Raw genomic sequence first — 21378 nt, 5'->3', positions numbered from 1 at the left:
CTGGATGTGAGTTCGAAGCACCGGCTACTCTCCGGGAAGTTCACGGCCACCAGTTGTGAGAAGCCTGTGAGAGACGTAGGAGTGCTGTCGGTGACGGATGGCTACGAGGTTCCGGGCGCCACGGCGACGGCTGTGCTGCCGGCCCTGGTCGCCCGCGTCACCGCGCTCGCCGACCGGATCGGCGTGCCGCACGCCGAGGTCTTCGACACCGCCCGGCTGTCCGTCGCCTGCGGTGTGCCCGAGCCGGTGGTCAAGGACCTGCTGCGCGGGCGGCCCGCGGGCGAACCGGATGTGCAGGCGCGGTTCCTGCAACGGCTGGATCTGCTGCGCCGTACCAGGCTGAAACCCAACGGCCGCCGCTACACCCAGCAGGAGATCGCCGACGGAGCGGGCATGTCACGGCAGCAGGCCGGCGCCCTCATCAACGGTGACCGCCGGCCCACCATGGAGCACTGCGACGCCATCCAGCGCTTCTTCCGCGTGCACGCCGGTTTCCTCACCGCCGAGGACGCCGAGGCGCTGGCCGGTGCGCTGCAACGCACCGAGCAGGAGCTGCTGCAGAAGCTCGCCGACCGGGAGCGACAGGCGGCCGCCGCGGCCGACGACCCGCTGGAGCGGCTGCTCCAGGACCACGGCGTGCGCGGGATCGCCTGGCGGGCCGCTCAACTGCCCACCGACCAGCATCGCGACAAGGTCGCCGAATGGCTGGACATGCTCTTGGAGAGCGTCAAGCGGCCCGAGTCGTGAGCGGGGGGAAGACAGTGGGCATCGGCAAGGACATGCGCCGTCTGTGCGGCGAACTCGTAGCGGAGCTGGCCCTCCCGGCACCGGCCCCGCCCGCCGAGCTGTACGCGGCGCTGTGCGGTGCGATGAGCCGCCGCCGGGGGCGTCCCGTGCGGTTCCGCACCGCCGCCTTCCCGCCGGGCACGGCGAGCGGGCTGTGGCTCGACATGACCGACCAGGACCTCGTCGTCATCGAGGAGCGCACCGCCCCCGACCACCAGTTGGTGATCCTCGGGCACGAGCTGTGGCACATGAAGGCCGGCCACTGCGGTCACCACGTCGAGGGCGCCGCGGTCGCCGCTCGCCTCCTGCACGACTCCGCCGACCTCCAGGCCACCGTCCTCAAGGTCGCCGCCCGCACCCGCTTCGACCTCGCCGACGAGAAGGAGGCCGAGAGCTTCGGTCTGCTGCTGGCCAGCAAGTGCCGCGCCTGGCTGGCCGGCTCCGCCACCCGCGGCCCGGTCCCCCGCGACCACCTGGCGGGCCGCATCGAGGCTTCACTGGGCTACTTGGGCCCGCAGGGCTGACACAGGCCGACGCAGCGAGCGCCACCGACGCCGTCACCTTCCCGGCCCGGGCCCGGCCGCGCGCGTCTTTCTGCCCCGGCTGCTCCCGGCTCCCGGTTTCCCGGCCGCTCCACCCCGGGCCCAGCCCCAGCTGCCTGGTTCCCTCGGGTCTGCCTGGCTCCGCCCCACCTCGCGGCGTCCGGCGGCCGTGCCGATCCCGTTGCATGTACGGCTGCTCCCGGATGGCCCCAACTCCTCCGCGACGCCCCGCACAGCGGCCGTTCACGGTCCGCTCGGGCGGCCTCCCGGCTGTCTTCGGACCGGCTGTCTGTTCGACTCCGCCTCCTCCGCCCCCGGCCAGTTCCCTGCCCGCGACCCCGTGCCTCGGACCGGCGTGGAGGGGCTTGATGCGGCTCGCGTCGGAGGGCTCTCGGCTCCGCTGAGCGGGCGAACCGGGTGGCGGTGAGGGGCGATTGTCAGTGGTGGGCGGCAAGCTGGGGGTGTGTCCCGCGCTGTGCGGGGCGGCGCGCGCCGAGCGGGTGCGTGCCGGGGAGACGCCGAGACGGGGAGAGCCGACCGATGCCCACTGCCGTACTGACCGACCGCGAGCGCACCGCCGTCCAGGCCTATCTGCGCCTGCTGCACACGGTGCGGGCCGCCTTCGACGCCCCGTCGCCCCGGCCCCCGGTCGTTCCGCCCGCGGTGCTCGCCGAGGCGGAGCAGGCGCTGGCCGACGCCGGACTGAGCGGCAACGAGGAGGCGTTCTTCCAGCTGCTGCACAGCTGGTGTCCGGAACCCTGACCGACGGCAGGCCCCGCCGGTCAGGCGTGCGGTACCGTCACCGCCGTCGCGACCAGGCCGCGGCTGACGGTCCAGCGGCCCTCGAAGTGGCCGACGCGATGATCACCCAGCAGCGGCCCGGGGACCAGCAGTTCGGCCCGAAACCGGCCGCGCGGCTCCTCGCCCGGGTCGATGGTGAGGTCGATGTCGGCCTCGGAGAACTCCAGCCACTGCCCGGTGAGCGGGAACCACGCCTTGTAGACGGACTCCTTGGCGCTGAACAGCAGCCGGTCCCAGCGCACCTCGGGCCGGTCCGCGGCCAGCCGGCGCAGCCGGTCCCGCTCGGTGGGCAGGGCGACGGCCTCCAGCACGCCGTCCGGGAGCGGCCCGTGCGGTTCGGCGTCGATACCGAGGGAGGCCAGGTCACCGGCGCGGACCAGGGCGGCGGCGCAGTAGCCGGTGCAGTGGGTCATGCTGCCGGCCAGCCCTTCGGGCCACCGCGGGGCGCCCCGTTCGCCGGGCAGGATGGCCTGCGGCGGCACGCCCAGCTTCTCCATGGCCCGGCGGGCGCACGCGCGGACGGTGGCGTACTCGCGTCGCCGCTTGGCGACCGCCTGCGCCACGTACGGCTCCTCGCCGGGGTAGAGCGGGCTGTCCCCGGCCTCGTCGGTGCCGTACGCCTCGACCGCGACCACCGTGTCCGGCAGCAGTTCCTCGATCACCGGGTTCCGTCCTCCGTCGGGAGTATGCGGCGCAGCCGGCCCGGCGGTTGGGGGCGCTTGCGCCATTCGCGGGGGTAGCCCACGGACACCTCTTCGAAGCGGACGCGTTCGTGCACGGTGGTCCGCGGGATGTGCAGATGGCCGTAGACCATGGCCGCGGCCCGGAAGCGGTGGTGCCAGTCGTCGGTCAGCCGGGTGCCGCACCACATGGCGAACTCGGGGTGCCAGAGCACGTCGGTGGGGTGCCGGTGCATCGGCCAGTGGTTGATGAGGACCGTGGGCAGGTCCTCGGGGAGCGCGGTGAGTCGGCGCTCGGTCTCGGCGACCCTGGCCCGGCACCAGTCCTCGCGGGTCGGGTAGGGGTCGGGGTGGAGCAGGAACTCGTCGTTGCACACGATGCCGGTCTTGTGCGCGTAGGCCAGCCCTTCCTCCTTGGTGGTGCACCCGGCGGGCAGGAAGGAGTAGTCGTAGAGGAGGAACAGGGGCGCGACGGCGACGGGGCCGCCGGGGCCCTCCCAGACGGGGTAGGGGTCCTCGGGTGTGGTGACGCCGAGCCCGCGGCACATCTCGACCAGGTGTTCGTAGCGGGCGACGCCGCGCAGGGTGACGGCGTCCGAGGGGTGGGTCCACAGTTCGTGGTTGCCGGGCGCCCAGACGACCTTGCGGAAGCGTCCGGCGAGCGTCTTGAGGGCCCATTCGATCGCGGACACCGACTCGGCGACGTCTCCGGCCACGATCAGCCAGTCGTCGTCGCTGCCGGGGCGCATCCGCTCCACCAGCGCCCGGTTCTCCGCGTATCCGATGTGCAGGTCGCTGATGGCCAGCAGCTGCCCGGCACCATCGGCCGTCGATGTCACCTGTCGCCCCCTCGGATCACGCGAACGGCTCCACGAGAACACATGTGCGCGGCGGCGGGCAAGGGTGACACCCGGGCACGGGCCGTCCCCGCGGTGGGACAGGGGGTGGGGGTGGGGTGCCGGAGCGGGCGGGGCCACGGGAGCCACCGGGATATCAGGAACGGGCGGTCCGGGTGGGCAAGATCGGTTTATCCGTAACACGTACGTTGCACGCGGCGGCCCCGCGAAGCCGTATGATCGCCCCAACACCACCGCCTCGAACCCCCTTCACTCAGGGGCGGTTCGGTGTACCTCCACACATCCCCCTGGCCGGGTCGGCCCCGCTCCGCCGTGCCCGCGAACCGTGAAAGGCGGCCTGAATGGTCTCTCGCGTACGCGTCTGGCTCAACCGCACGTACGCGGAGAACGTGTTCTTCATGGATCAGCTCCGCCGAAATCCGCACGACCGGGCCGTCGAGATCCACGCGACGCACGGCGACCCGGACTCGCCGGTGCTGGCCGCCGCCGACACCGCCGAGCTGGAGCCGGAGGGGCTGTCGCCCGCGGCTTACGTGGAGTTCGCGCTGGACCTGTGCGCGCGGCGCGGTATCGACGTGTTCGTGCCGCGGCTGCACCAGGCGGCGATCGTGGCGCACCGCGCGGAGTTCGAGGCGGTCGGCACCGCGCTGCTGGCGCCGCCGCCGGAGGCCGTGGCCGTCTTCCACGACAAGGTGATCGCCTACGAGGCGGTACAGGCGATCGGGGTGCCCGTGCCACCGTGGTGGCGGGTCCGCACCGCCGACGAACTCGTGGCCGCCGTCGACGAGTTGGAGGCGTCGGGGCACAAGGCGTGCTTCAAGCCGGCGTCCGGCGCGGGCGGTGTGGGCTTCCGCGTCGTCACCCGCGCTCCCTTCTCGCTCATGCACCTCAACGGCTTCCCCGGTCCGTACGTCCCGCTCGACCTGGTTGTCGAGGCGGTGCGGGAGGCGGAGGAGCAGGTCGACTGGCTGGTGATGCCGAGGCTGGAGCAGCCGGAGGTGTCGGTGGACTGCCTCACCGGTCCCGACAACCGGATTCGGCTGGCCGTGGGCCGCACCAAGAACGGCCGGCGGCGCGGGTTCACGCTGCACGAGCAGTGGCTGGAGCCGGCGCGGCGGATCGCGGAGGGCTTCGGGCTGCACTACCTGTCCAACATCCAGTTCCGGATGTTCGGCGACCGGCCCGTGCTGATGGATGTGAACACACGGCCCGCGGGCGGGCTGCACCAGCTGTCGCTGTGCGGGATCAACGTGCCGTGGGCGGCCGTGCGGCTGGCGCTCGGCGAGGACCCGGGCGAGATGGCGCCGCCGTTCCTCGGCCAGGACTACACGGTGGTGGCGGGGCCGCGGCCGCTGCGGGCGGTGTCGCTGCCGCACCAGCGGGCGGAGGAGACGTCCGCGACCACCGAGCCGGCACCGCTGCCCGCGGTCCCCTCTCCGGTCGGTTCGGCCGAGGTCCTGCCGCTGTAGGCGCGGAGCGCTGCGCGGGCGCGTCGGTGCGTCGGTGCGTCGGTGCGCTGGTGTCCTGGTTGTGCGGGTGCGCGGGTGCGCGGGGCGCCGGTACGCAGGTGCGCGGGGTGCCGGTACGCAGGTACGCCGGTGCGCGGGGCGCCGGTGCGTGGCTGCGCCGGTGTGCGGGTGCGTGGAAGCCGGTCGCGCGGTTTCCCCGCGCCGCTCCCCAGACCCCGCCCCGCGCCGCTTCCGGACCCCCGGCCCCGCGTCGCCTTACGCCCCCGGCCCCGCGCCTTGCGCCGCGCATCCCGCACCCCCGCATCCCGCACCCCGCGTCCCGCGTCCCGCGTCCCGCGTCCGCTCAGTAGCCCCACTCCCTCGCCAACTCCGCCAGTCTCGGCGGCAGTTGCGTATCCATGTCGCCCGGCTTCGCGGCCTGGATGCGGCCCGACCTGAGGGTGGTGCTCCAGTCGCCGAGCTGGGGGCGGAAGGTGCCGTGGTCCTGGGTGCCGTAGTCGAGCATGGTGGGCTCCCAGGGGACGCCGAGGTGGTCGCAGAGGCCGCGGGTGACGCGTTCCGGGTCGGCGGTCAGCTCCTCGTAGGTGATCACATGGGCGTCGAGCCGGGTGCGGGCCTCCTCCAGCTTCTCGGCGTAGTCGAGGACCTCGGCGCGGATGGCCCGGTGGTCGGGGTCCGTTCGGCGGCGGGTGAGGGAGGCGATCACCGCGGCGGGGTGGCGCAGCAGCACGATGTAGCGGGCGTCGGGCCAACATCGGTGCAGGCGGGGCCAGATGAGGGTGTTCGCCGGGGTCTTGTCGACGATGTGGTCCTTGCCGCTGCGGGTCAGCTCCAGATGCAGCACCCGGTCCCACAGGACGTGCTCCAGCTCCTGCCGGTCCAGCCGGAGCTCCCGCATGGCGTCGGCGGTGAAGTCGCGGGACATCGCGACGTGGACCGTGCGCAGATGCATCTCGTGCGGGGCGCGGATCCGGCTGTGGCTGTTGAGCAGGACCCTGAGCAGGGTCGAGCCGGAGCGGACCGAGGAGAGCACGAAGACCGGTGAGGAGACCAGGCGTGGTGCGGCCGGCGCCTCGTAGGCCGGGCGTTGCGGGCGTTGCGGGGTGCCCGTGCGGCGCGGCTGGGCCGGCAGCGCGTCGAGGGTGCGGCGGGGCGGGCTGACCGCCTGGACCATCAGTCTGCCGCGACGCCTCAGTCCCTTGCCGATGGCGGACATACGCGGATCTCCCACGGTGACACCTTCCTCTCGCCTGGCCCCCCGCCACCGCATCCCAGGGGCGGCGGGCGAACCCGAGGTGTCCGGGAAGGAACGAATCCGGTTCCTTAAATGTTCGTGGGAACCGGGCCGCGTCCGGCCGGTGTCCGGCTACCTCAGGTACGCGAGGCCGGGATGGACGGCGGTGTAGCCGTCCAGCAGGCGGTGGGCCACGGCGACGGAGTCGACCAACGGGTGCAGGGCGAACGCCTTCACCGCCGTCGTACGGGAGCCGGACGCCGCGGCGGACAGCACCTCGCGTTCGACCGCCTTGACCGAGCAGACCAGGCCGGTGGCGTGGCCGGGCAGCGGATCCACGGCAACCGGGTGGGCGCCGTTGGCGTCGACCAGGCAGGGCACCTCGATCACCGCGTCCGCGTCGAGGACCGACAGCGTGGAGCGGTTGCGGACGTTGAGGATCAGGGTGGTGCGCTCGTCGCGGGCGATGGCCCGCATCAGGGCGAGGGCGACCTTCTCGTAGCCGCCGGAGAGGTCGTCGGCGTCGCGGTCGCCGGCGCCGGCGGTCTCGCGGTTCTCGGCCATGTAGGTGGCCTCGCGTTCGGCGCGGGTGCGGTCCCAGGCGGCCAGCGCGGAACTGCCGGGGTCGCCAGCCTCGGCGTAGAAGCGGGACTGCTGGTCGCGGAGGAAGGCGCCGCGGGTCCGCTCGGCCTGCCGGTAGGCGCGGACGGTCTCGCGGTTGAAGTAGTAGTAGTGCAGGTATTCGTTGGGGATCGCGCCGAGCGAGCGGAGCCAGTCGGCGCCGAAGAGCTTGCCCTCCTCGAAGGAGCCGAGCAGCGCGGGGTCGGCGAGCAGCCGCGGGAGTTCGTCGCGGCCGGCGACGCGCAGGCCGCGCACCCAGCCGAGGTGGTTGAGGCCGACGTAGTCGATCCAGGCCTCGGCGGGGTTCGGGACGCCGAGGACGCGGGCGATCCGGCGGCCCAGGCCGACCGGCGAGTCGCAGATGCCGATGACCCGGTTGCCCAGGTGGCGGGACATGGCCTCGGTGACGAGGCCGGCCGGGTTGGTGAAGTTGATGACCCAGGCGTCGGGGGCGAGGCGGGCGATCCGGGCGGCGATGTCGACGGCGACGGGTACCGTGCGCAGCCCGTAGGCGATGCCGCCCGCGCCGACCGTCTCCTGGCCCAGCACCCCTTCCGAAAGGGCGACCCTCTCGTCGTCGGCCCGTCCCTCCAGGCCGCCGACGCGGATCGCGGAGAAGACGAAGTCGGCGCCGCGCAGGGCCTCGTCGAGGTCGGTGGTGGCGGTGACCTCGGGGGCGTCGGGCACGCCCGCGGACTGCTCGGCCAGTACACGGGAGACCGCATACAGTCGGCGGTCGTCGAGATCGTGCAGGACGACCCGTGTCACCCGGCCCTCGGCACGGTCCCCGAGCAGCGCCCCGTACACCAGCGGCACCCGGAATCCGCCGCCGCCCAGAATCGCCAGCTTCACGCCGCTCCCGCCTTCCCGCCGTTCCGTCGTCCCGCCGTGATCACCTGCCCGGCACGCTCCGCACAGTACTCGGCGGGCCGACCGGCCGGGGCCACCGACCGGCACCGGGGCCGGCGGCCGTTCGCGGTACTTCGCGGGGCTTCGTCCTCCGGCACGCCTGGCCGAGACCGTACGGTGACCCGCGGTCCCGCTCGTGGTTCGATGCGAACCCCATCTCCGCCTCGCCGACGGGATCCTGATGAGACGTCACCTGCTCGCCCTCGCCACCCTCGCCGCCGCCCTCACCGTGGGCGCCGGCACCGCCTCCGCCGCCGGCGCGCCGCGCTGGACGGAGACCGGGACGTCGTACACCGACACGCTGGGCGGCGGACAGGGCCTCGCCAGCCACGCGGACGGCTCCCTGCTGTACCGGGGCCTCGCCGACATCCCGCTCGGGCTGCGGCTGAAGGGCTGGAACCACGTCGGCGACCCGGACATCGCGCGCGGCCATGTCATCGACGCCTACCAGGGTGCGGACACCGCCACGTCGAAGCTGTTCACGGTGACCACCCCGGCCGGCAAGCGCTACGAGTACGTCCATCCGCTCGGTCCGGGCGAGAAGGTGAACAACTCCTTCGCGGCCGTCTCGCCGGACGCCCAGTGGCTGGTCGGAGGCGAGTGGGGTGAGCAGCGCCGGCTCCAGGTGTTCCCCGCGCCGCTGCTCAACCCGGCCACGCCGCAGGCCGGCGGGACCCTGCCGGAGGCCGGGCAGATCAGCCTGGACCGGCCGGTGCGCGACATCCAGGGCTGCGACTTCGTGACCGCCACCCGTCTGGTCTGCGCCTCGAACGACGCCACCGGTTCGCTCTTCCCGGAGAGGCGGCCGCTGCTCCAGCTCGATCTGCCGCACCCGCTGGACGGCAGCCCCGTGACCGCCACGGTGACCAGCCTGTTCGCGCTGCCGGAGCGCAGCATGTGCACCGGCTCGTACGAGACGGAGGGCGTCGATCACGACCCGGCCTCCGGCACCCTGAGGGCGCAGGTGATCCAGCCCGGAGCGTGTGTGGTGGCGACGTCGGTGTACGCGTACCGGGAGGTCACCGGCTGATCCCTATCCCGGATGCCGCCGGGCTGATCTCCGGTCTCGTCGCCCTGATCTCCGGTCTCGTCGCGCATGTCGTCCGGCGGAGCCCGGTTTCCTTCATCGCCTCCCGCAGGGTGCGTCCGGTGGCGCCGTCGCCGCGCTCGCCGGTGGTCCTGCCGTCAACCGTGCCGAGGACGTCGTCCGTGGACGTCGTCCGTGGATGTCGTCCGAGGACGTCGTCCGTGGATGCCGTCCGTGGATGCCGTCCTCGGGCGGTTCTCCTCGGGTACGGTCGCGGTCGCTCCTCTCCGCTGGTACGGCCGGGCTCAGGCCGGGTGGTCCGGCCGCTGCTCGGGAGGCGTACCGCCGCCTTCTCCTCCACCCTTGTCGCCGCGGTCCGTGCCATGGGCGCGGCCGCCGCTTCCGTGGGCGGGCTGTGCCGCCTTGCGGGCCTCGCTGTCCTGCGGAGTGCCCGCCCCCTTGTCACTGCGTCGCACTTCGGGCTGCTGCGGGTTCGACATCGGCTCTCCTCCTCGCTTCCTCCTGCGTGCCGGAACGCTTGCCGGAACGCTTGCCGGAACGCTTGCCGATCACACGGGTGACTCACGGGCCCCGGCCGAAACGTCCGGCGCGGACATTCACGCTCGGTGGCTCCGCGGCCACCACGTCATGAGGGCATCGACCGTGCTAGGCGAGTACGCGGACGATCATTCCGCTGCGCGGCCGGGTGGGGATGCGGTCCAGCGGAATGGTCAGGTCCTGCGGCGGAACCTCGTGGTTCAGGTCGGCCAGACGCCGGGAGAGTGTCTCCAGGATGCCCACGGCCATGGCCTCGCCGGGGCAGCGGTGTCCGGTCCTTGGATCCGCTCCGCCCTGGGGGATCAGTTCGTCGCTGCCGGGCGGGTGGTGGAGGAACCTCTCGGGGCGGAAGGAGTACGGGTCCTTCCACAGGTGTTCGTCGTGGTTCTGGCCGTAGACGTCCAGCAGGACGAGGCCCCCGGCCGGGACCCGGCGGCCCTGCCAGGTCAGGTCGGTGACGGCCTGACCGCCCAGGAAGGGGGCGAAGGGGTAGAAGCGGCGGACCTCATGGGCGAACGCGGAGGCGAACCCCGCCTCGCCCGAGCGCAGCCGCTCCCGGTTCTCGGGCCAACGGTGCAGGGCGTGCGCCGCGAAGGCGACGAACCAGCTCAGTGCCGTGGTGGGGCGGATGATGTTGAGCAGTTCCACGGCCGCGGTCCGTGGCGGCAGTTCGGTGCCGTCGGCGTCGCGGTGGCGGGAGACGCGGTCCAGTACGGAGCCCGCCGGGACGCGGGCCGCCCCGGACCTCACCTCGGTGACGAGGTCGGCGAAGCGTCGCTCCTGGCGGGCACGGGCTCGCCAGGCCCGCCAGTGCCGGGGGCCCGCCGTGGCGAACCCGTCCACCATGGCCAGCAGGTCCCGCGCCAGCGGTTCCTCCTCGCCCTCGGCCAGGGGGACGCCGGCCCAGCGGCAGACACCGCGTGTGATCACCCGGCCGACGGCGGTGAACAGCACCACGTCGGGCTGCTGCCCCCAGCGCGGGACGGCCTCGTCCCAGGCGGTGGTGATGTGCTCGGCCGAGCCCGTCACCGCGTCGGTCTCCAGCAGGGGCAGGAAGAGGGACTTGCGGTGCCGGTGGGCGTCTCCGTCGAGGGTGTGGACCGCGCCGTGGCCGAAGAGGGTGCTCAGGACCGGGCCGGGGAGTGCGCCGTGCCGCCGGACGTGGTCCTCGTCGTAGAAGAAGCGGACCGCGTCGGGCCCCCGCACGGCCAGGGCCGGGTGTCCGAGGACGCGTAGGTTCAGCGCGGTGTCGCCCTCTGCGCGCATCAGGTCGGGCAGCCAGGCGTAGCCCTCGGACAGCAGGGCCAGGGACTCGGGAACCAGTCGGTGGCAGCTCATGTCCCCGGAGTGCCCGCGACGACCGCGCCGACACCGCCGCGCTTCGGCGGCCGAAGGCCGTCAGGCGGTCAGGCGGTCAGGCCGCCAGGTGGTCAGGCCTTCAGGCGGTTCAGGCGGTTCAGGCGGTTCAGGCCGTCAGGTGGTCACTCCCGCCGCCCGGAGTCCTGCCCCGTGCCGGAGCCGTTCCGGTCGCCGGTCCCCGGTTCCGCCAGCCGCCGGTGGGCCGCCGCCTTGACGCTGTCGGGCAGCACCTTTCCGGCCAGCCCCTGCGCCTTGCTCTTGAGGCTTCCGGTCACGGCCTTCCTCTCGCCCTCCACGATCGCCCGGAACGCCTGCTCGGCCACCTGGGCGGGGTCGTCCTTCGCCATGGTGCCGATCCGGGTGTCCTGGGCCATGCCCGCCCGGTGGAAGAAGTCTGTGTCCGTCGGGCCCGGCATGACCGAGGTGACCGTCACCCCGGTGTCCTTCACCTCCTCCGCCAGCGCCTCGGCGAAGGACTGCACGAACGACTTGGAGGCGTTGTAGACGGGCTGGAAGGAGCCGGGCATCGTCGCGGCCACGGACGAGGTGAAGGCGATCCGGCCGGTACCGCGCGCCACCATGGCCCGCAGCAGCGGCTTGGCCAGCCGGACGGTCGCGGTGACGTTGAGATCGATGATCTCCTGGTCGTCGGCGAGGTCGGTGTCGACGAAGGCGCCGCCCTGGCCGACCCCCGCGTTGAGCGCGGCCACCTCGACCGTCAGGCCGTCGAGCGCGTCCAGCAACCGGTACCGTCCTTCGGCGGTCCGGAGGTCGGCCCGCACCGCGCGGACCTCCGCGCCGGATTCCCGCAGGCCACGCGCGGCGGCCTCCAGTCCTTCGTCCTCGGCGTTCACCACGAGGTCGTATCCGTGCAGCGCGAACTGCCGGGCCAGTTCGCGGCCGATTCCGCTGGACGCGCCGGTGATCAGGGCAATGGGCCGGGTGTCGTTCATACCGGGCGAGTAACCCCGCCGTCCGGCGCCAAGCGTCACCCACCGGTCGGAACGGACCCGCCCCGATCGGTCCCCGGACGGCCTCAGCCCGTCAGCCCGCTGATGGCGTCGCCGGTGTACTTGGCGCCGAGGACGATCAGGACGGTGGCCATGACGGCCGCGTTGTGGGCGGCCATCCAAGCCTTCCACTCACCGAGCACCTCCGTCGACCTCGCGCCGCCCAGGAGGTAGACGCCGAGCGGCAGCAGGGTGCACAGGGACGCGATCAGCACCATGAGGACGGCCGCGACCGTCCTGCCGCCGGCTGAGGCCGTGCTGGAGGCGATGGAGACCGCGCCGCCGACCGCGAGGACGAGGTTCTTGGGGTTGGCCCGACGGAAGCCTGTTCTTCGGAAACATCAACCGTGTCCGCCTCGCCGTCCGCGACCTGGTCGCCCACACCGCCCCACCGCCCCGAGCCGTCGTCCTGGATCTGACCGGCAGTTACCAGCTCGGCGTCCCGGTCCTCGACACGCTGCGGGAGCTGAGAGAGGAACTGGCCGGGAAAGGCATCGCCCTGCATCTGGCTCACGTACGGGCGGGCGCCGAACGGGACCTGGTCCGGCACACGCCGGCCGACCAGCTCGGACCGCACGGCCTCCACCGGACGGTGGACGACGCCGACTCGGCTGTGGCCGGCGGAGCGGCCTGACCGGCGGACCGGCCTGAGTGCCGGACCGGTCCGCCGGTCAGGCCGGTGCGATGGTGAGCGAGGTCGCCGGTCAGGCCGGTGCGATGGTGAGCGAGGTCGCCGGTCAGGCCGGTGCGATGGTGAGCGAGGTCGCCGTTCCGAGTGGGCGGAGAGCGCGCCTATCTGCCGCTTCAGGGAGTGAACTCCCGTGGGACATAAGGACTTTCTCGGTTTCACCTCTTGACGTCCGAAGTGGCGGCGAGCACATTGGGCGCACTCTGAGAGCGCTCTCAGGCCCTCGGGTCCTTCCGGCGCGCTCTCGGCAGTCACCCGCGCACCCACTCCCGTACCCGAGAGGCACCCCCACATGAGCGCACCCTCCGGCACCAGCCACAGACGGCGTCCGCTGCGGCGGGCGCTGGTCGCCGTCGTCGGCGCCCTGGGCCTGGCGGCGGCCGCCGCCGCGGTCACCGCCCCGTCCGCGACCGCGGCCGCGCCGCCGCCCCCGTCCGGCTGGACGCAGGTCTTCGTCGACGACTTCAACGGCGCCGCGGGCACCGGCGTGAACACCGCGAACTGGCGGTACGCCACCGGCACCGGCTACCCGGGCGGCCCCGCCAACTGGGGCACCGGCGAGATCGAGACCATGACGTCGAGCACCGACAACGTCGCCCTCGACGGCAACGGCAACCTGCGCATCACCCCGCGTCGCGACGCCTCCGGCCGGTGGACCTCCGGCCGCATCGAGACCAACCGCACCGACTTCCAGCCCCCGGCGGGCGGCAAGCTGCGGGTGGAGGCCCGCCTCCAGGTGCCGAACGTCACCGGCGCCGCCGCCAAGGGCTACTGGCCCGCGTTCTGGATGCTGGGCGGTCCCTACCGGGGCAACTACTGGAACTGGCCCGCCGTCGGCGAGCTGGACATCATGGAGAACACGCAGGGCCTGAACACCGTGTGGGCCACCATGCACTGCGGCACCTCGCCCGGCGGTCCGTGCAACGAGACCAGCGGCATCGGCGGCTCCACCGCCTGTCCCGGCACCACCTGCCAGGCCGGCTTCCACACCTACCGTCTGGAGTGGGACCGCTCGACCAGCGTGGAGGAGATCCGCTTCTCCGTCGACGGCAACAACTTCCACACCGTCCGGGAGAACCAGGTCGACGCGACGACCTGGGCGAACGCCACCGAGCACGGCTACTTCCTGATCCTCAACGTGGCGATGGGCGGCGGCTTCCCCGACGCCTTCGGCGGCGGCCCGGACGCCGGCACGGTCCCCGGCCACGCGATGGTGGTCGACTACGTCCAGGTGCTGTCGGCCGGTGGGAGCGGTACCACGCCTCCGCCGACCGGCAACCGCGACGCCTACAGCGCCATCCAGGCCGAGTCCTACGACGGTCAGTCCGGCGTGATGAGCGAGAGCACCTCGGACACGGGTGGCGGCCAGAACCTGGGCGCCCTCGCCAACGGTGACTGGGCGCTCTACAAGGGCGTCAACTTCGGTTCCACCGCGGCCACCCAGTTCAGCGCCCGCGTCGCCAGCGGGGCCGCCTCCGGGGTGAGCGGGCTGGTCGAGGTGCGCCTGGACAGCCGCAGCAACGCGCCGATCGGGAGCTTCGCGGTCGGCAACACGGGCGGCTGGCAGTCCTGGCGGACGATCCCCGCCAACATCTCCTCGGTGACCGGCACGCACGACGTCTATCTGACCTTCACCAGCGGACAGCCGGCGGACTTCGTCAACGTGAACTGGTTCAGCTTCGGCCGGTGACCCCGCATCCGCGGGCGCCGACCCGCCGCAACACGAAAAGGGCCTCCCGCGCGGGGGGCCCTTTTCCCGTCGGCGCCCGGACCGGTCCCGCTACCGCAGCTCCGCGCGGAACGCCGCCGGCGTCATGTCGGTGTGCTGGTGGAAGAACTTGGAGAAGTTCGCCGCGTCGGGGAAGCCGACGGCCACGCCCACCCGGCCGATCGGCAGATCGGTGTGGGCCAGCAGGCGCTTCGCCTCCAGCACCACCCGGCGGTCGATGAAGCCCTTGGGTGTCCCGCCGGTCGCGGCCCGCACCGCGCGGACCAGGGTGCGGCGGGAGTAGCCGAGCGCGTCGGCGTAGGCGCTGACGCTGTGATTGGTGGCGAAGCCCTCCTCGACGGCGTCCCGGAACAGGGTGAAGGCGGTGTCGGTCCGCTGCCGGGAGGCCTCGGCGGAGCTGGCCGCGAGATGGGCGAGACGCAGCAGGAAAGCGGTCAGGGAGTGCCGCAGCACGGCGGTGTGCAGGCTCGGCGGGAGGGTGGCGGTGTCCTCGTACTCGCGGCGCAGCTGGTCGAGGGAGGCGCGCAGGGCGGCGAGGCGGGCCGGGTCGGGGTGGAGCAGGGGCGGCAGGTCGTAGCGGTAGAGGCCGGTGGCCTCGACGGTGGCCCGGGGGAGGAATCCGGGCTGCATGGTGAGGACGGTTCCGCGGTACTCGCTCCCGGTCGTGAAGCGGTGCACCTGTCCCGGGCGGATCCACAGCACGTCGCCGGCCGTCGCCTCGTACTCGGTGAAGTCGACCATGTGGCGCACGGGGCCGGCGGCGAAGCACATGACGATGTGGAAGTCGATGCGGTGGACGCGGTCCGGCGGCGCCTCGGCCTGCCAGCCGGGGTCGCCACCGAGAGGGCCGACCTGGATGCCGACGCCGCCGAGGCCGCGGCCGGCGGGGAAGGCGAGGGTTCGGATGGTGTCACCGTCGCCCGCTTGGTTGGTTCTGTCCGCCATGTCCTTCTCGTGCCGCCTCGGTCGCGCTGGGGGTGTCCCACTTTCACCACAGGCTGACACACCCCGACCTTCACTCGTAAAAGTCAGACTTTTAAAGTCGAACGCGCCTGACCAGCAACAACAGGGAATTCAGTTACTTTTTGAAGGGGACTGCGATCAGATGAGCACGCGGACATCCGACGGCTTCGAGTGGTCCGAGCTCGACCGGCGTGCCGTCGACACCGCCCGCCTGCTGGCGGCCGACGCCGTCCAGCGGGTCGGCAACGGCCACCCGGGCACGGCGATGAGCCTGGCCCCCGCCGCGTACACGCTCTTCCAGAAGGTGATGCGGCACGACCCGGCCGACCCCGAGTGGACGGGCCGTGACCGCTTTGTCCTCTCCCCCGGCCACACCTCGCTGACCCTCTACACGCAGCTGTACCTCGCGGGCTACGAACTGGGCCTGGACGATCTGAAGGCGTTCCGCACCCACGGCTCAAGGACGCCCGGCCACCCCGAGTACGGCCACACCGCCGGCGTGGAGACCACGACGGGCCCGCTCGGCCAGGGCGCGGCGAACGCCGTGGGCATGGCGATGGCGGCCCGCTACGAGCGCGGTCTGTTCGACCCAGAGGCCCCAGCCGGGCAGTCCCCCTTCGACCACACGATCTGGGCGATCGTCTCCGACGGCGACCTGGAGGAGGGCGTCTCCGCCGAGGCCTCCTCGCTCGCCGGCCACCAGAGGCTCGGCAACCTCGTCCTCCTCTACGACGACAACCACATCTCCATCGAGGGCGACACCGCGACCGCGTTCTCCGAGGACGTGCTGAAGCGGTACGAGGCCTACGGCTGGCACACCCAGCGGATCGAGCCGGCCGAGGACGGCGACATCGACGTACCGGCGCTGTACGCGGCGCTGAAGGCGGCGCAGGCGGAGACCGGGCGGCCCTCGATCATCGCGATGCGCACGATCATCGCCTGGCCCGCGCCCAACGCCCGGAACACCGAGGCCTCGCACGGCTCGGCGCTGGGCGAGGAGGAGATCGCGGCCACCAAGCGGATCCTCGGCTTCGACCCGGAGCGCGGCTTCGAGGTCTCCGACGAGGTGCTGGCGCACACCCGGCGGGCCCTCGACCGGGGCGCCGAGGCGCACGCCGCCTGGGACAAGCGGATCGCCGCCTGGCGGACGGACCGGCCCGAGCGCGCCGCCGTGTTCGACCGCGTCAGCAGGGGCGAGCTGCCGGCCGGCTGGGAGGAGCGGATCCCGGTCTTCGAGCCCGGCAGGTCGGTCGCCACCCGCTCCGCCTCCGGCACGGTGCTCCAGGCGCTCGGCGAGGTGCTGCCGGAGCTGTGGGGCGGCTCGGCGGACCTGGCCGGCTCGAACAACACGACGATCGACAAGACGTCGTCGTTCCTGCCCGCCGGCAACCCGCTGCCGGAGGCCGACCCGTACGGCCGCACGATCCACTTCGGCATCCGCGAGTTCTCGATGGCCGCGGAGATGAACGGCATCGCGCTGCACGGCAACACCCGCGTCTACGGCGGCACCTTCCTGGTGTTCTCCGACTACATGCGCAACGCGGTGCGGATGTCGGCGCTGATGCAGCTGCCGGTGACGTACGTGTGGACGCACGACTCGATCGGTCTCGGCGAGGACGGCCCGACGCACCAGCCGGTGGAGCACCTGGCCTCGCTGCGCGCCGTCCCGGGCCTGAACGTGGTCCGCCCGGCCGACGCCAACGAGACCGCGATCGCCTGGCGCGAGATCCTGCGCCGGCACACCGACCGGCCGGCTCCGCACGGCCTCGCCCTCACCCGTCAGGGCGTACCGGTGCACGCGCCGAACGAGGACGCGGCGCGGGGCGGTTACGTGCTGCGCGAGTCCGCCACCGGCGGCACCGACGTCCTGCTCATCGCCACCGGTTCGGAGGTCCGGCTCGCGGTCGCCGCCGCCGAGTTGCTCCAGGCGGAGGGGGTCGGCGCCCGCGTGGTGTCGATGCCGTGCGTGGAGTGGTTCGAGGAGCAGCCGCGCGCGTACCGCGAGAGCGTCCTTCCGCCGTCCGTGAAGGCGCGTGTCGCTGTGGAGGCCGGGGTGGGGCTGACGTGGTACCGGTTCGTAGGTGACGCAGGACGCATCGTCTCCCTCGAACACTTCGGCGCCTCCGCCGACGCCGAGACCTTGTTCGCCGCCTACGGCTTCACCGCCGAGAACGTCGCCGCCGCGGCCCGGGAATCACTCGCCGCCGCTCGTGGTTAGTCCGACTGCCAGAAGGAAGATGATCACTGTGACCGAAGCAACCGCGACCGCGGGAGCACTCAAGCGCCTGTCCGACGAGGGCGTGTCGATCTGGCTGGACGACCTGTCGCGCAAGCGGATCGAGTCGGGCAACCTCGCCGAACTCGTCGCCACCCGGCACGTGGTGGGTGTCACCACCAACCCGTCGATCTTCCAGGCCGCCATCGGCTCCGGCGAGGGCTACGAGGAGCAGCTGGCCGACCTCGCCGTGCGGGGGGTGACGGTCGACGAGGCCGTTCGGATGATGACGACCGCCGATGTGCGGGCCGCCGCCGATATTCTGCATCCTGTATACAGCGCCTCCGGCGGCCGGGACGGCCGGGTCTCCATCGAGGTCGACCCCCGCCTGGCCCACGACACGGCGGCCACCATCGCCGAGGCCCGGCAGCTCGCCTGGCTGGTCGACCGCCCCAACGTCATGGTCAAGATCCCGGCGACCCGGGCGGGCCTGCCCGCCATCACCGAGGTCATCGCCCAGGGCATCAGCGTCAACGTCACGCTGATCTTCTCCCTGGAGCGCTACCACGAGGTCATGGACGCCTACCTCGCCGGCCTGGAGAAGGCCCAGGCGGCGGGCCGCGACCTGAGCACCATCCACTCGGTGGCCTCCTTCTTCGTCTCCCGCGTCGACAGCGAGATCGACAAGCGCCTCACCCTGCTCGGCACCGACGCGGCGCTGGCCGTCAAGGGCCGCGCGGCGCTCGCCAACGCGCGGCTCGCCTACGCGGCCTACGAAGAGGTGTTCGGCGGCGGGCGCTGGCTGGCGCTGTCCGGCGCCAAGGCCAACAAGCAGCGTCCGCTGTGGGCGTCGACGGGCGTGAAGGACCCGGCGTACAAGGACACCCTGTACGTCGACGACCTGGTCGCCCCCGGCACGGTCAACACGATGCCCGAGGCCACCCTGAACGCCGTCCACGACCACGGCCGGATCACCGGTGACACCGTCACCGGCGGCTACGCCCAGGCCCGCGCCGACCTCGCGGCGGTCGAGCGGCTGGGCATCTCCTACGACGAGGTCGTCCAGCAGCTGGAGGACGAAGGTGTCGCCAAGTTCGAGGCGGCCTGGCAGGACCTGCTGGACGCGGTGACGAAGTCCCTGCAGAACAAGGGAGTTGACGCGGAATGAGCGAGACACCTCTCGCGGAGCTGACCGACCGGGCGAACGGCTGGGTCAATCCGCTGCGCGATGTGCGCGACCGCCGGCTGCCGCGGATCGCGGGCCCGTCCGGGCTCGTCATCTTCGGTGTGACCGGTGACCTGTCCCGCAAGAAGCTGATGCCGGCCGTGTACGACCTGGCCAACCGGGGGCTGCTGCCGCCGGGCTTCTCGCTCGTCGGGTTCGCCCGCCGGGACTGGGAGGACCAGGACTTCGCGCAGGTCGTGCACGACGCCGTCAAGGAGCACGCCCGCACCCCCTTCCGCGAGGAGGTCTGGCAGCAGCTCGCCGAGGGCATGCGGTTCATCCCCGGCGACTTCGACGACGACAAGGCGTTCGAGCAGCTGCGCTCGGCGGTGGAGGAGCTGGACGCCTCGCGCGGCACCAGCGGCAACTACGCCTTCTACCTCTCCGTACCGCCGAAGTTCTTCCCGAAGGTCGTCCAGCAGCTGAAGAAGCACGGGCTGGCGGACGCGCCGGAGGGCGGCTGGCGACGCGCGGTCATCGAGAAGCCGTTCGGCCACGACCTGGACAGCGCCTGCGAGCTGAACGCCATCGTGCACGACGTGTTCGAACCGGACCAGGTGTTCCGGATCGACCACTACCTGGGCAAGGAGACCGTCCAGAACATCCTGGCGCTGCGCTTCGCCAACCAGATGTTCGAACCGATCTGGAACCGGTCCTTCGTGGACCATGTGCAGATCACCATGGCGGAGGACATCGGCATCGGCGGCCGGGCCGGCTACTACGACGGCATCGGCTCCGCCCGTGACGTCATCCAGAACCACCTGCTCCAGCTGATGGCCCTCACCGCCATGGAGGAGCCCGCCGCCTTCGACGCCGAGTCGCTGCTCACCGAGAAGCTCAAGGTCCTCAAGGCCGTACGGCTGCCGCAGGACCTCGGCCGGCACACCGTGCGCGGGCAGTACGCGGGCGGCTGGCAGGGCGGCGCGCAGGTGCGCGGCTACCTCGAGGAGGACGGCATCGACCCGGCCTCCACCACCGACACCTTCGCCGCGATCAAGCTGGGCGTGGACAACCGCCGCTGGGCGGGCGTCCCGTTCTACCTGCGCACCGGCAAGCGCCTGGGCCGCCGGGTGACGGAGATCGCGGTGGTCTTCCAGCGCGCCCCGCACTCCCCCTTCGACTCCACGGCCACCGAGGAGCTGGGCCAGAACGCGATCGTCATCCGCGTCCAGCCCGACGAGGGCGTGACGGTCCGGTTCGGCTCCAAGGTTCCGGGCACCTCGATGGAGATCCGGGACGTCACGATGGACTTCGCCTACGGCGAGTCGTTCACCGAGTCCAGCCCGGAGGCGTACGAACGGCTGATCCTGGACGTGCTGCTCGGCGACGCCAACCTGTTCCCCCGTCACCAGGAGGTGGAAGAGTCCTGGAAAATCCTCGACCCGATCGAGGAGTACTGGGCCGCGCACGGCAGGCCCGCCCAGTACGCGTCGGGCAGCTGGGGACCGAAGGAAGCCGACGAGATGCTCGCACGAGACGGACGGAGCTGGCGCAGGCCATGAAGATCGACCTGACCGACACCACGGCAAGCAAGATCAACAAGGCGTTGGTGCAGGGCCGCCGGGCCATCGGCACACCGGCCGTGGGCATGGTCCTCACGATGGTGATCGTCACCGACGAGGAGAACGCCTACGACGCCCTCAAGGCGGCCGAACAGGCCTCGCACGAGCACCCCTCGCGCACCCTGGTCGTCATCAAGCGGCACGCCCGCAGCCCCCGCGACCGGACGCAGTCCCGGCTGGACGCCGAGGTCCGGGTCGGCTCCGAGGCCGGCACCGGCGAGACCGTCATCCTGCGCACCTACGGCGAGGTGTCCGACCACGCCGACTCGGTGGTGCTGCCGCTGCTGCTGCCCGACGCGCCCGTCGTCGTGTGGTGGCCGGTGGACGCCCCCGAGGTGCCCGCCAAGGACCCGCTGGGCGCGCTGGCGCAGCGCAGGATCACCGACATGTACGCCGTCGAGCGGCCGCTGGCGGCCCTGGAGTCCCGGGCCCGTGCCTACGCGCCCGGCGACACCGACCTCGCCTGGACCCGGCTCACGCCGTGGCGCTCGATGCTGGCCGCCGCCCTCGACCAGGCGCGGCTGCCCATCACCTCGGCGGCCGTGGAGAGCGAGGCCGACAACCCCAGCGCGGAGCTGCTGGCCCGCTGGCTGGAGGCCCGGCTGCATGTGAAGGTCGAGCGGGTCGAGACCGCGGGACCGGTCGTCACCGGCGTCCGCCTCGGCACCGAGAAGGGCGAGATCGTCATCGACCGGCCCGAGGGCCCGCTCGCCACGCTCACCCTGCCCGGCCAGCCCTCGCGCACCCTCGCCCTGAAGGTGCGCCAGACCTCCGAACTCATCGCCGAGGAGCTGCGGCGCCTCGACGCGGACGAGATGTACGCCGTCGCCCTGCGGGGCGAGGCCACCAAGGAGAACGCCTGACATGTCCGAGTCTGCGATGTCCGACTCCCCCTGGCTCACCCGGCGTCCCGAGTGGACCGCCCTGGAGGACCACCGTGCCGAGTGGCGGACGCATCTGCGTGAGCTGTTCGACACCGACCCCGGCCGCGCCGAGCGGTATGTGGTGCGCGTCGGCGACCTGCGCATCGACTACTCCAAGCATCTGATCACCGACGAGACGCTGGAGCTGCTGCGCGAGCTGGCCGCGGCCACCGATGTGTCCGGGCTGCGGGACGCCATGTTCCGCGGCGAGAGGATCAAC

General features: G+C 72.4%; 20 protein-coding genes and 1 pseudogene. 12 read left to right on the top strand and 9 right to left on the bottom strand.

The genetic code is table 11. From position 1 onward, the window contains the following. Positions 1–90: 90 nt before the first annotated feature. From ABT232_RS36890 to ABT232_RS36880, 3 genes are all read left to right on the top strand, one after another. Positions 91–747 (top strand): helix-turn-helix domain-containing protein, encoded by a 657-nt coding sequence (locus ABT232_RS36890; protein WP_351848772.1) that lies wholly within the window; start codon positions 91–93, stop codon positions 745–747. Between the two features lie 32 nt (positions 748–779). After that, the gene (locus ABT232_RS36885; RefSeq protein WP_351848789.1) at positions 780–1310 is read left to right on the top strand and encodes a toxin-antitoxin system, toxin component; all 531 of its coding nucleotides are present in this window, start codon (positions 780–782) and stop codon (positions 1308–1310) included. A gap of 558 nt (positions 1311–1868) precedes the next feature. Beyond that, the gene (locus ABT232_RS36880; protein WP_351848769.1) at positions 1869–2090 is read left to right on the top strand and encodes a hypothetical protein; all 222 of its coding nucleotides are present in this window, start codon (positions 1869–1871) and stop codon (positions 2088–2090) included. A 20-nt stretch (positions 2091–2110) separates the two neighbouring features. On the opposite strand, the gene ABT232_RS36875 is transcribed toward ABT232_RS36880, so the two are convergent. Both ABT232_RS36875 and ABT232_RS36870 read right to left on the bottom strand, forming a co-directional pair. Beyond that, positions 2111–2791, bottom strand: coding sequence for a 4'-phosphopantetheinyl transferase family protein (locus tag ABT232_RS36875; protein ID WP_351848767.1), 681 nt, complete (start codon positions 2789–2791; stop codon positions 2111–2113). Beyond that, positions 2788–3648 (bottom strand): metallophosphoesterase family protein, encoded by an 861-nt coding sequence (locus ABT232_RS36870; RefSeq protein ID WP_351848765.1) that lies wholly within the window; start codon positions 3646–3648, stop codon positions 2788–2790. Before ABT232_RS36870 ends, ABT232_RS36875 begins: the two co-directional genes overlap by 4 nt. Before the next feature lie 359 nt (positions 3649–4007). On the opposite strand from ABT232_RS36870, the gene ABT232_RS36865 reads away from it, so the two are divergent. Continuing rightward, the gene (locus ABT232_RS36865; RefSeq protein WP_351848763.1) at positions 4008–5135 is read left to right on the top strand and encodes an ATP-grasp domain-containing protein; all 1128 of its coding nucleotides are present in this window, start codon (positions 4008–4010) and stop codon (positions 5133–5135) included. Positions 5136–5478: 343 nt separating this feature from the next. On the opposite strand, the gene ABT232_RS36860 is transcribed toward ABT232_RS36865, so the two are convergent. Then, positions 5479–6366 (bottom strand): sulfotransferase family protein, encoded by an 888-nt coding sequence (locus ABT232_RS36860; protein WP_351848761.1) that lies wholly within the window; start codon positions 6364–6366, stop codon positions 5479–5481. 135 nt (positions 6367–6501) lie between these two features. Continuing rightward, positions 6502–7842, bottom strand: coding sequence for a 6-phospho-beta-glucosidase (locus tag ABT232_RS36855; protein WP_351848758.1), 1341 nt, complete (start codon positions 7840–7842; stop codon positions 6502–6504). Positions 7843–8080: 238 nt separating this feature from the next. Here ABT232_RS36855 and ABT232_RS36850 point away from each other — a divergent pair, with 238 nt between their 5' ends. Beyond that, complete coding sequence (locus ABT232_RS36850; protein ID WP_351848756.1) at positions 8081–8929, top strand: hypothetical protein; 849 nt, start codon at positions 8081–8083, stop codon at positions 8927–8929. Between the two features lie 302 nt (positions 8930–9231). Here the strand turns inward: ABT232_RS36850 and ABT232_RS36845 are convergent, their stop codons facing one another. The 4 genes and pseudogenes from ABT232_RS36845 to ABT232_RS36830 form a co-directional block, all read right to left on the bottom strand. Then, complete coding sequence (locus ABT232_RS36845; RefSeq protein WP_351848755.1) at positions 9232–9426, bottom strand: hypothetical protein; 195 nt, start codon at positions 9424–9426, stop codon at positions 9232–9234. Positions 9427–9592: 166 nt separating this feature from the next. Next, a complete protein-coding gene (locus tag ABT232_RS36840; RefSeq protein WP_351848753.1) occupies positions 9593–10822 on the bottom strand; it encodes a cytochrome P450 in 1230 nt (409 codons plus the stop codon). A 143-nt stretch (positions 10823–10965) separates the two neighbouring features. Continuing rightward, positions 10966–11796 carry an SDR family NAD(P)-dependent oxidoreductase gene (locus ABT232_RS36835; RefSeq protein ID WP_351848751.1) on the bottom strand — a complete coding sequence of 277 codons (831 nt, stop codon included), beginning with the start codon at positions 11794–11796 and terminating at the stop codon, positions 10966–10968. Positions 11797–11879: 83 nt separating this feature from the next. Then, positions 11880–12155 (bottom strand): annotated as a pseudogene (locus ABT232_RS36830) (GAP family protein); the annotation flags it as partial. Here ABT232_RS36830 and ABT232_RS36825 point away from each other — a divergent pair. Beyond that, positions 12101–12487: a sodium-independent anion transporter gene (locus tag ABT232_RS36825; protein ID WP_351848786.1), complete on the top strand. Its 387-nt coding sequence runs from the start codon at positions 12101–12103 to the stop codon at positions 12485–12487. The pseudogene ABT232_RS36830 and the gene ABT232_RS36825 overlap by 55 nt on opposite strands. Before the next feature lie 346 nt (positions 12488–12833). Further along, positions 12834–14231: a glycoside hydrolase family 16 protein gene (locus ABT232_RS36820; protein WP_351848748.1), complete on the top strand. Its 1398-nt coding sequence runs from the start codon at positions 12834–12836 to the stop codon at positions 14229–14231. Positions 14232–14321: 90 nt separating this feature from the next. Here ABT232_RS36820 and ABT232_RS36815 read toward each other — a convergent pair whose 3' ends face one another. Continuing rightward, positions 14322–15215, bottom strand: a complete 894-nt coding sequence (locus ABT232_RS36815; RefSeq protein ID WP_351848746.1) for a helix-turn-helix domain-containing protein — start codon at positions 15213–15215, stop codon at positions 14322–14324. A gap of 160 nt (positions 15216–15375) precedes the next feature. Between ABT232_RS36815 and tkt the strand changes: the two genes are divergently transcribed. From tkt to ABT232_RS36790, 5 genes are all read left to right on the top strand, one after another. After that, on the top strand, positions 15376–17451 hold the full coding sequence (gene tkt / locus ABT232_RS36810; protein ID WP_351848743.1) for a transketolase: 2076 nt from the start codon (positions 15376–15378) through the stop codon (positions 17449–17451). 19 nt (positions 17452–17470) lie between these two features. Further along, on the top strand, positions 17471–18616 hold the full coding sequence (gene tal, locus ABT232_RS36805; protein WP_351848741.1) for a transaldolase: 1146 nt from the start codon (positions 17471–17473) through the stop codon (positions 18614–18616). After that, positions 18613–20175, top strand: a complete 1563-nt coding sequence (gene zwf / locus ABT232_RS36800) for a glucose-6-phosphate dehydrogenase (protein ID WP_351848739.1) — start codon at positions 18613–18615, stop codon at positions 20173–20175. Before tal ends, zwf begins: the two co-directional genes overlap by 4 nt. Next, positions 20172–21098, top strand: a complete 927-nt coding sequence (opcA, locus tag ABT232_RS36795) for a glucose-6-phosphate dehydrogenase assembly protein OpcA (RefSeq protein ID WP_351848736.1) — start codon at positions 20172–20174, stop codon at positions 21096–21098. The genes zwf and opcA overlap by 4 nt, the downstream gene beginning before the upstream one ends. 16 nt (positions 21099–21114) lie before the next feature. Continuing rightward, a partial coding sequence (locus ABT232_RS36790) for a phosphoglucose isomerase-related protein (RefSeq protein WP_502975536.1) occupies positions 21115–21378 on the top strand: 264 nt, incomplete at its 3' end.

Origin of the sequence: Streptomyces sp. NPDC001532 (assembly GCF_040298625.1) — a bacterium.
In the GTDB taxonomy this organism is placed as follows: Bacteria; Actinomycetota; Actinomycetes; order Streptomycetales; family Streptomycetaceae; genus Streptomyces.
The sequence above is the reverse complement of the archived record's forward strand: the minus strand, read 5'-3'. Positions and strand labels throughout refer to the sequence as shown.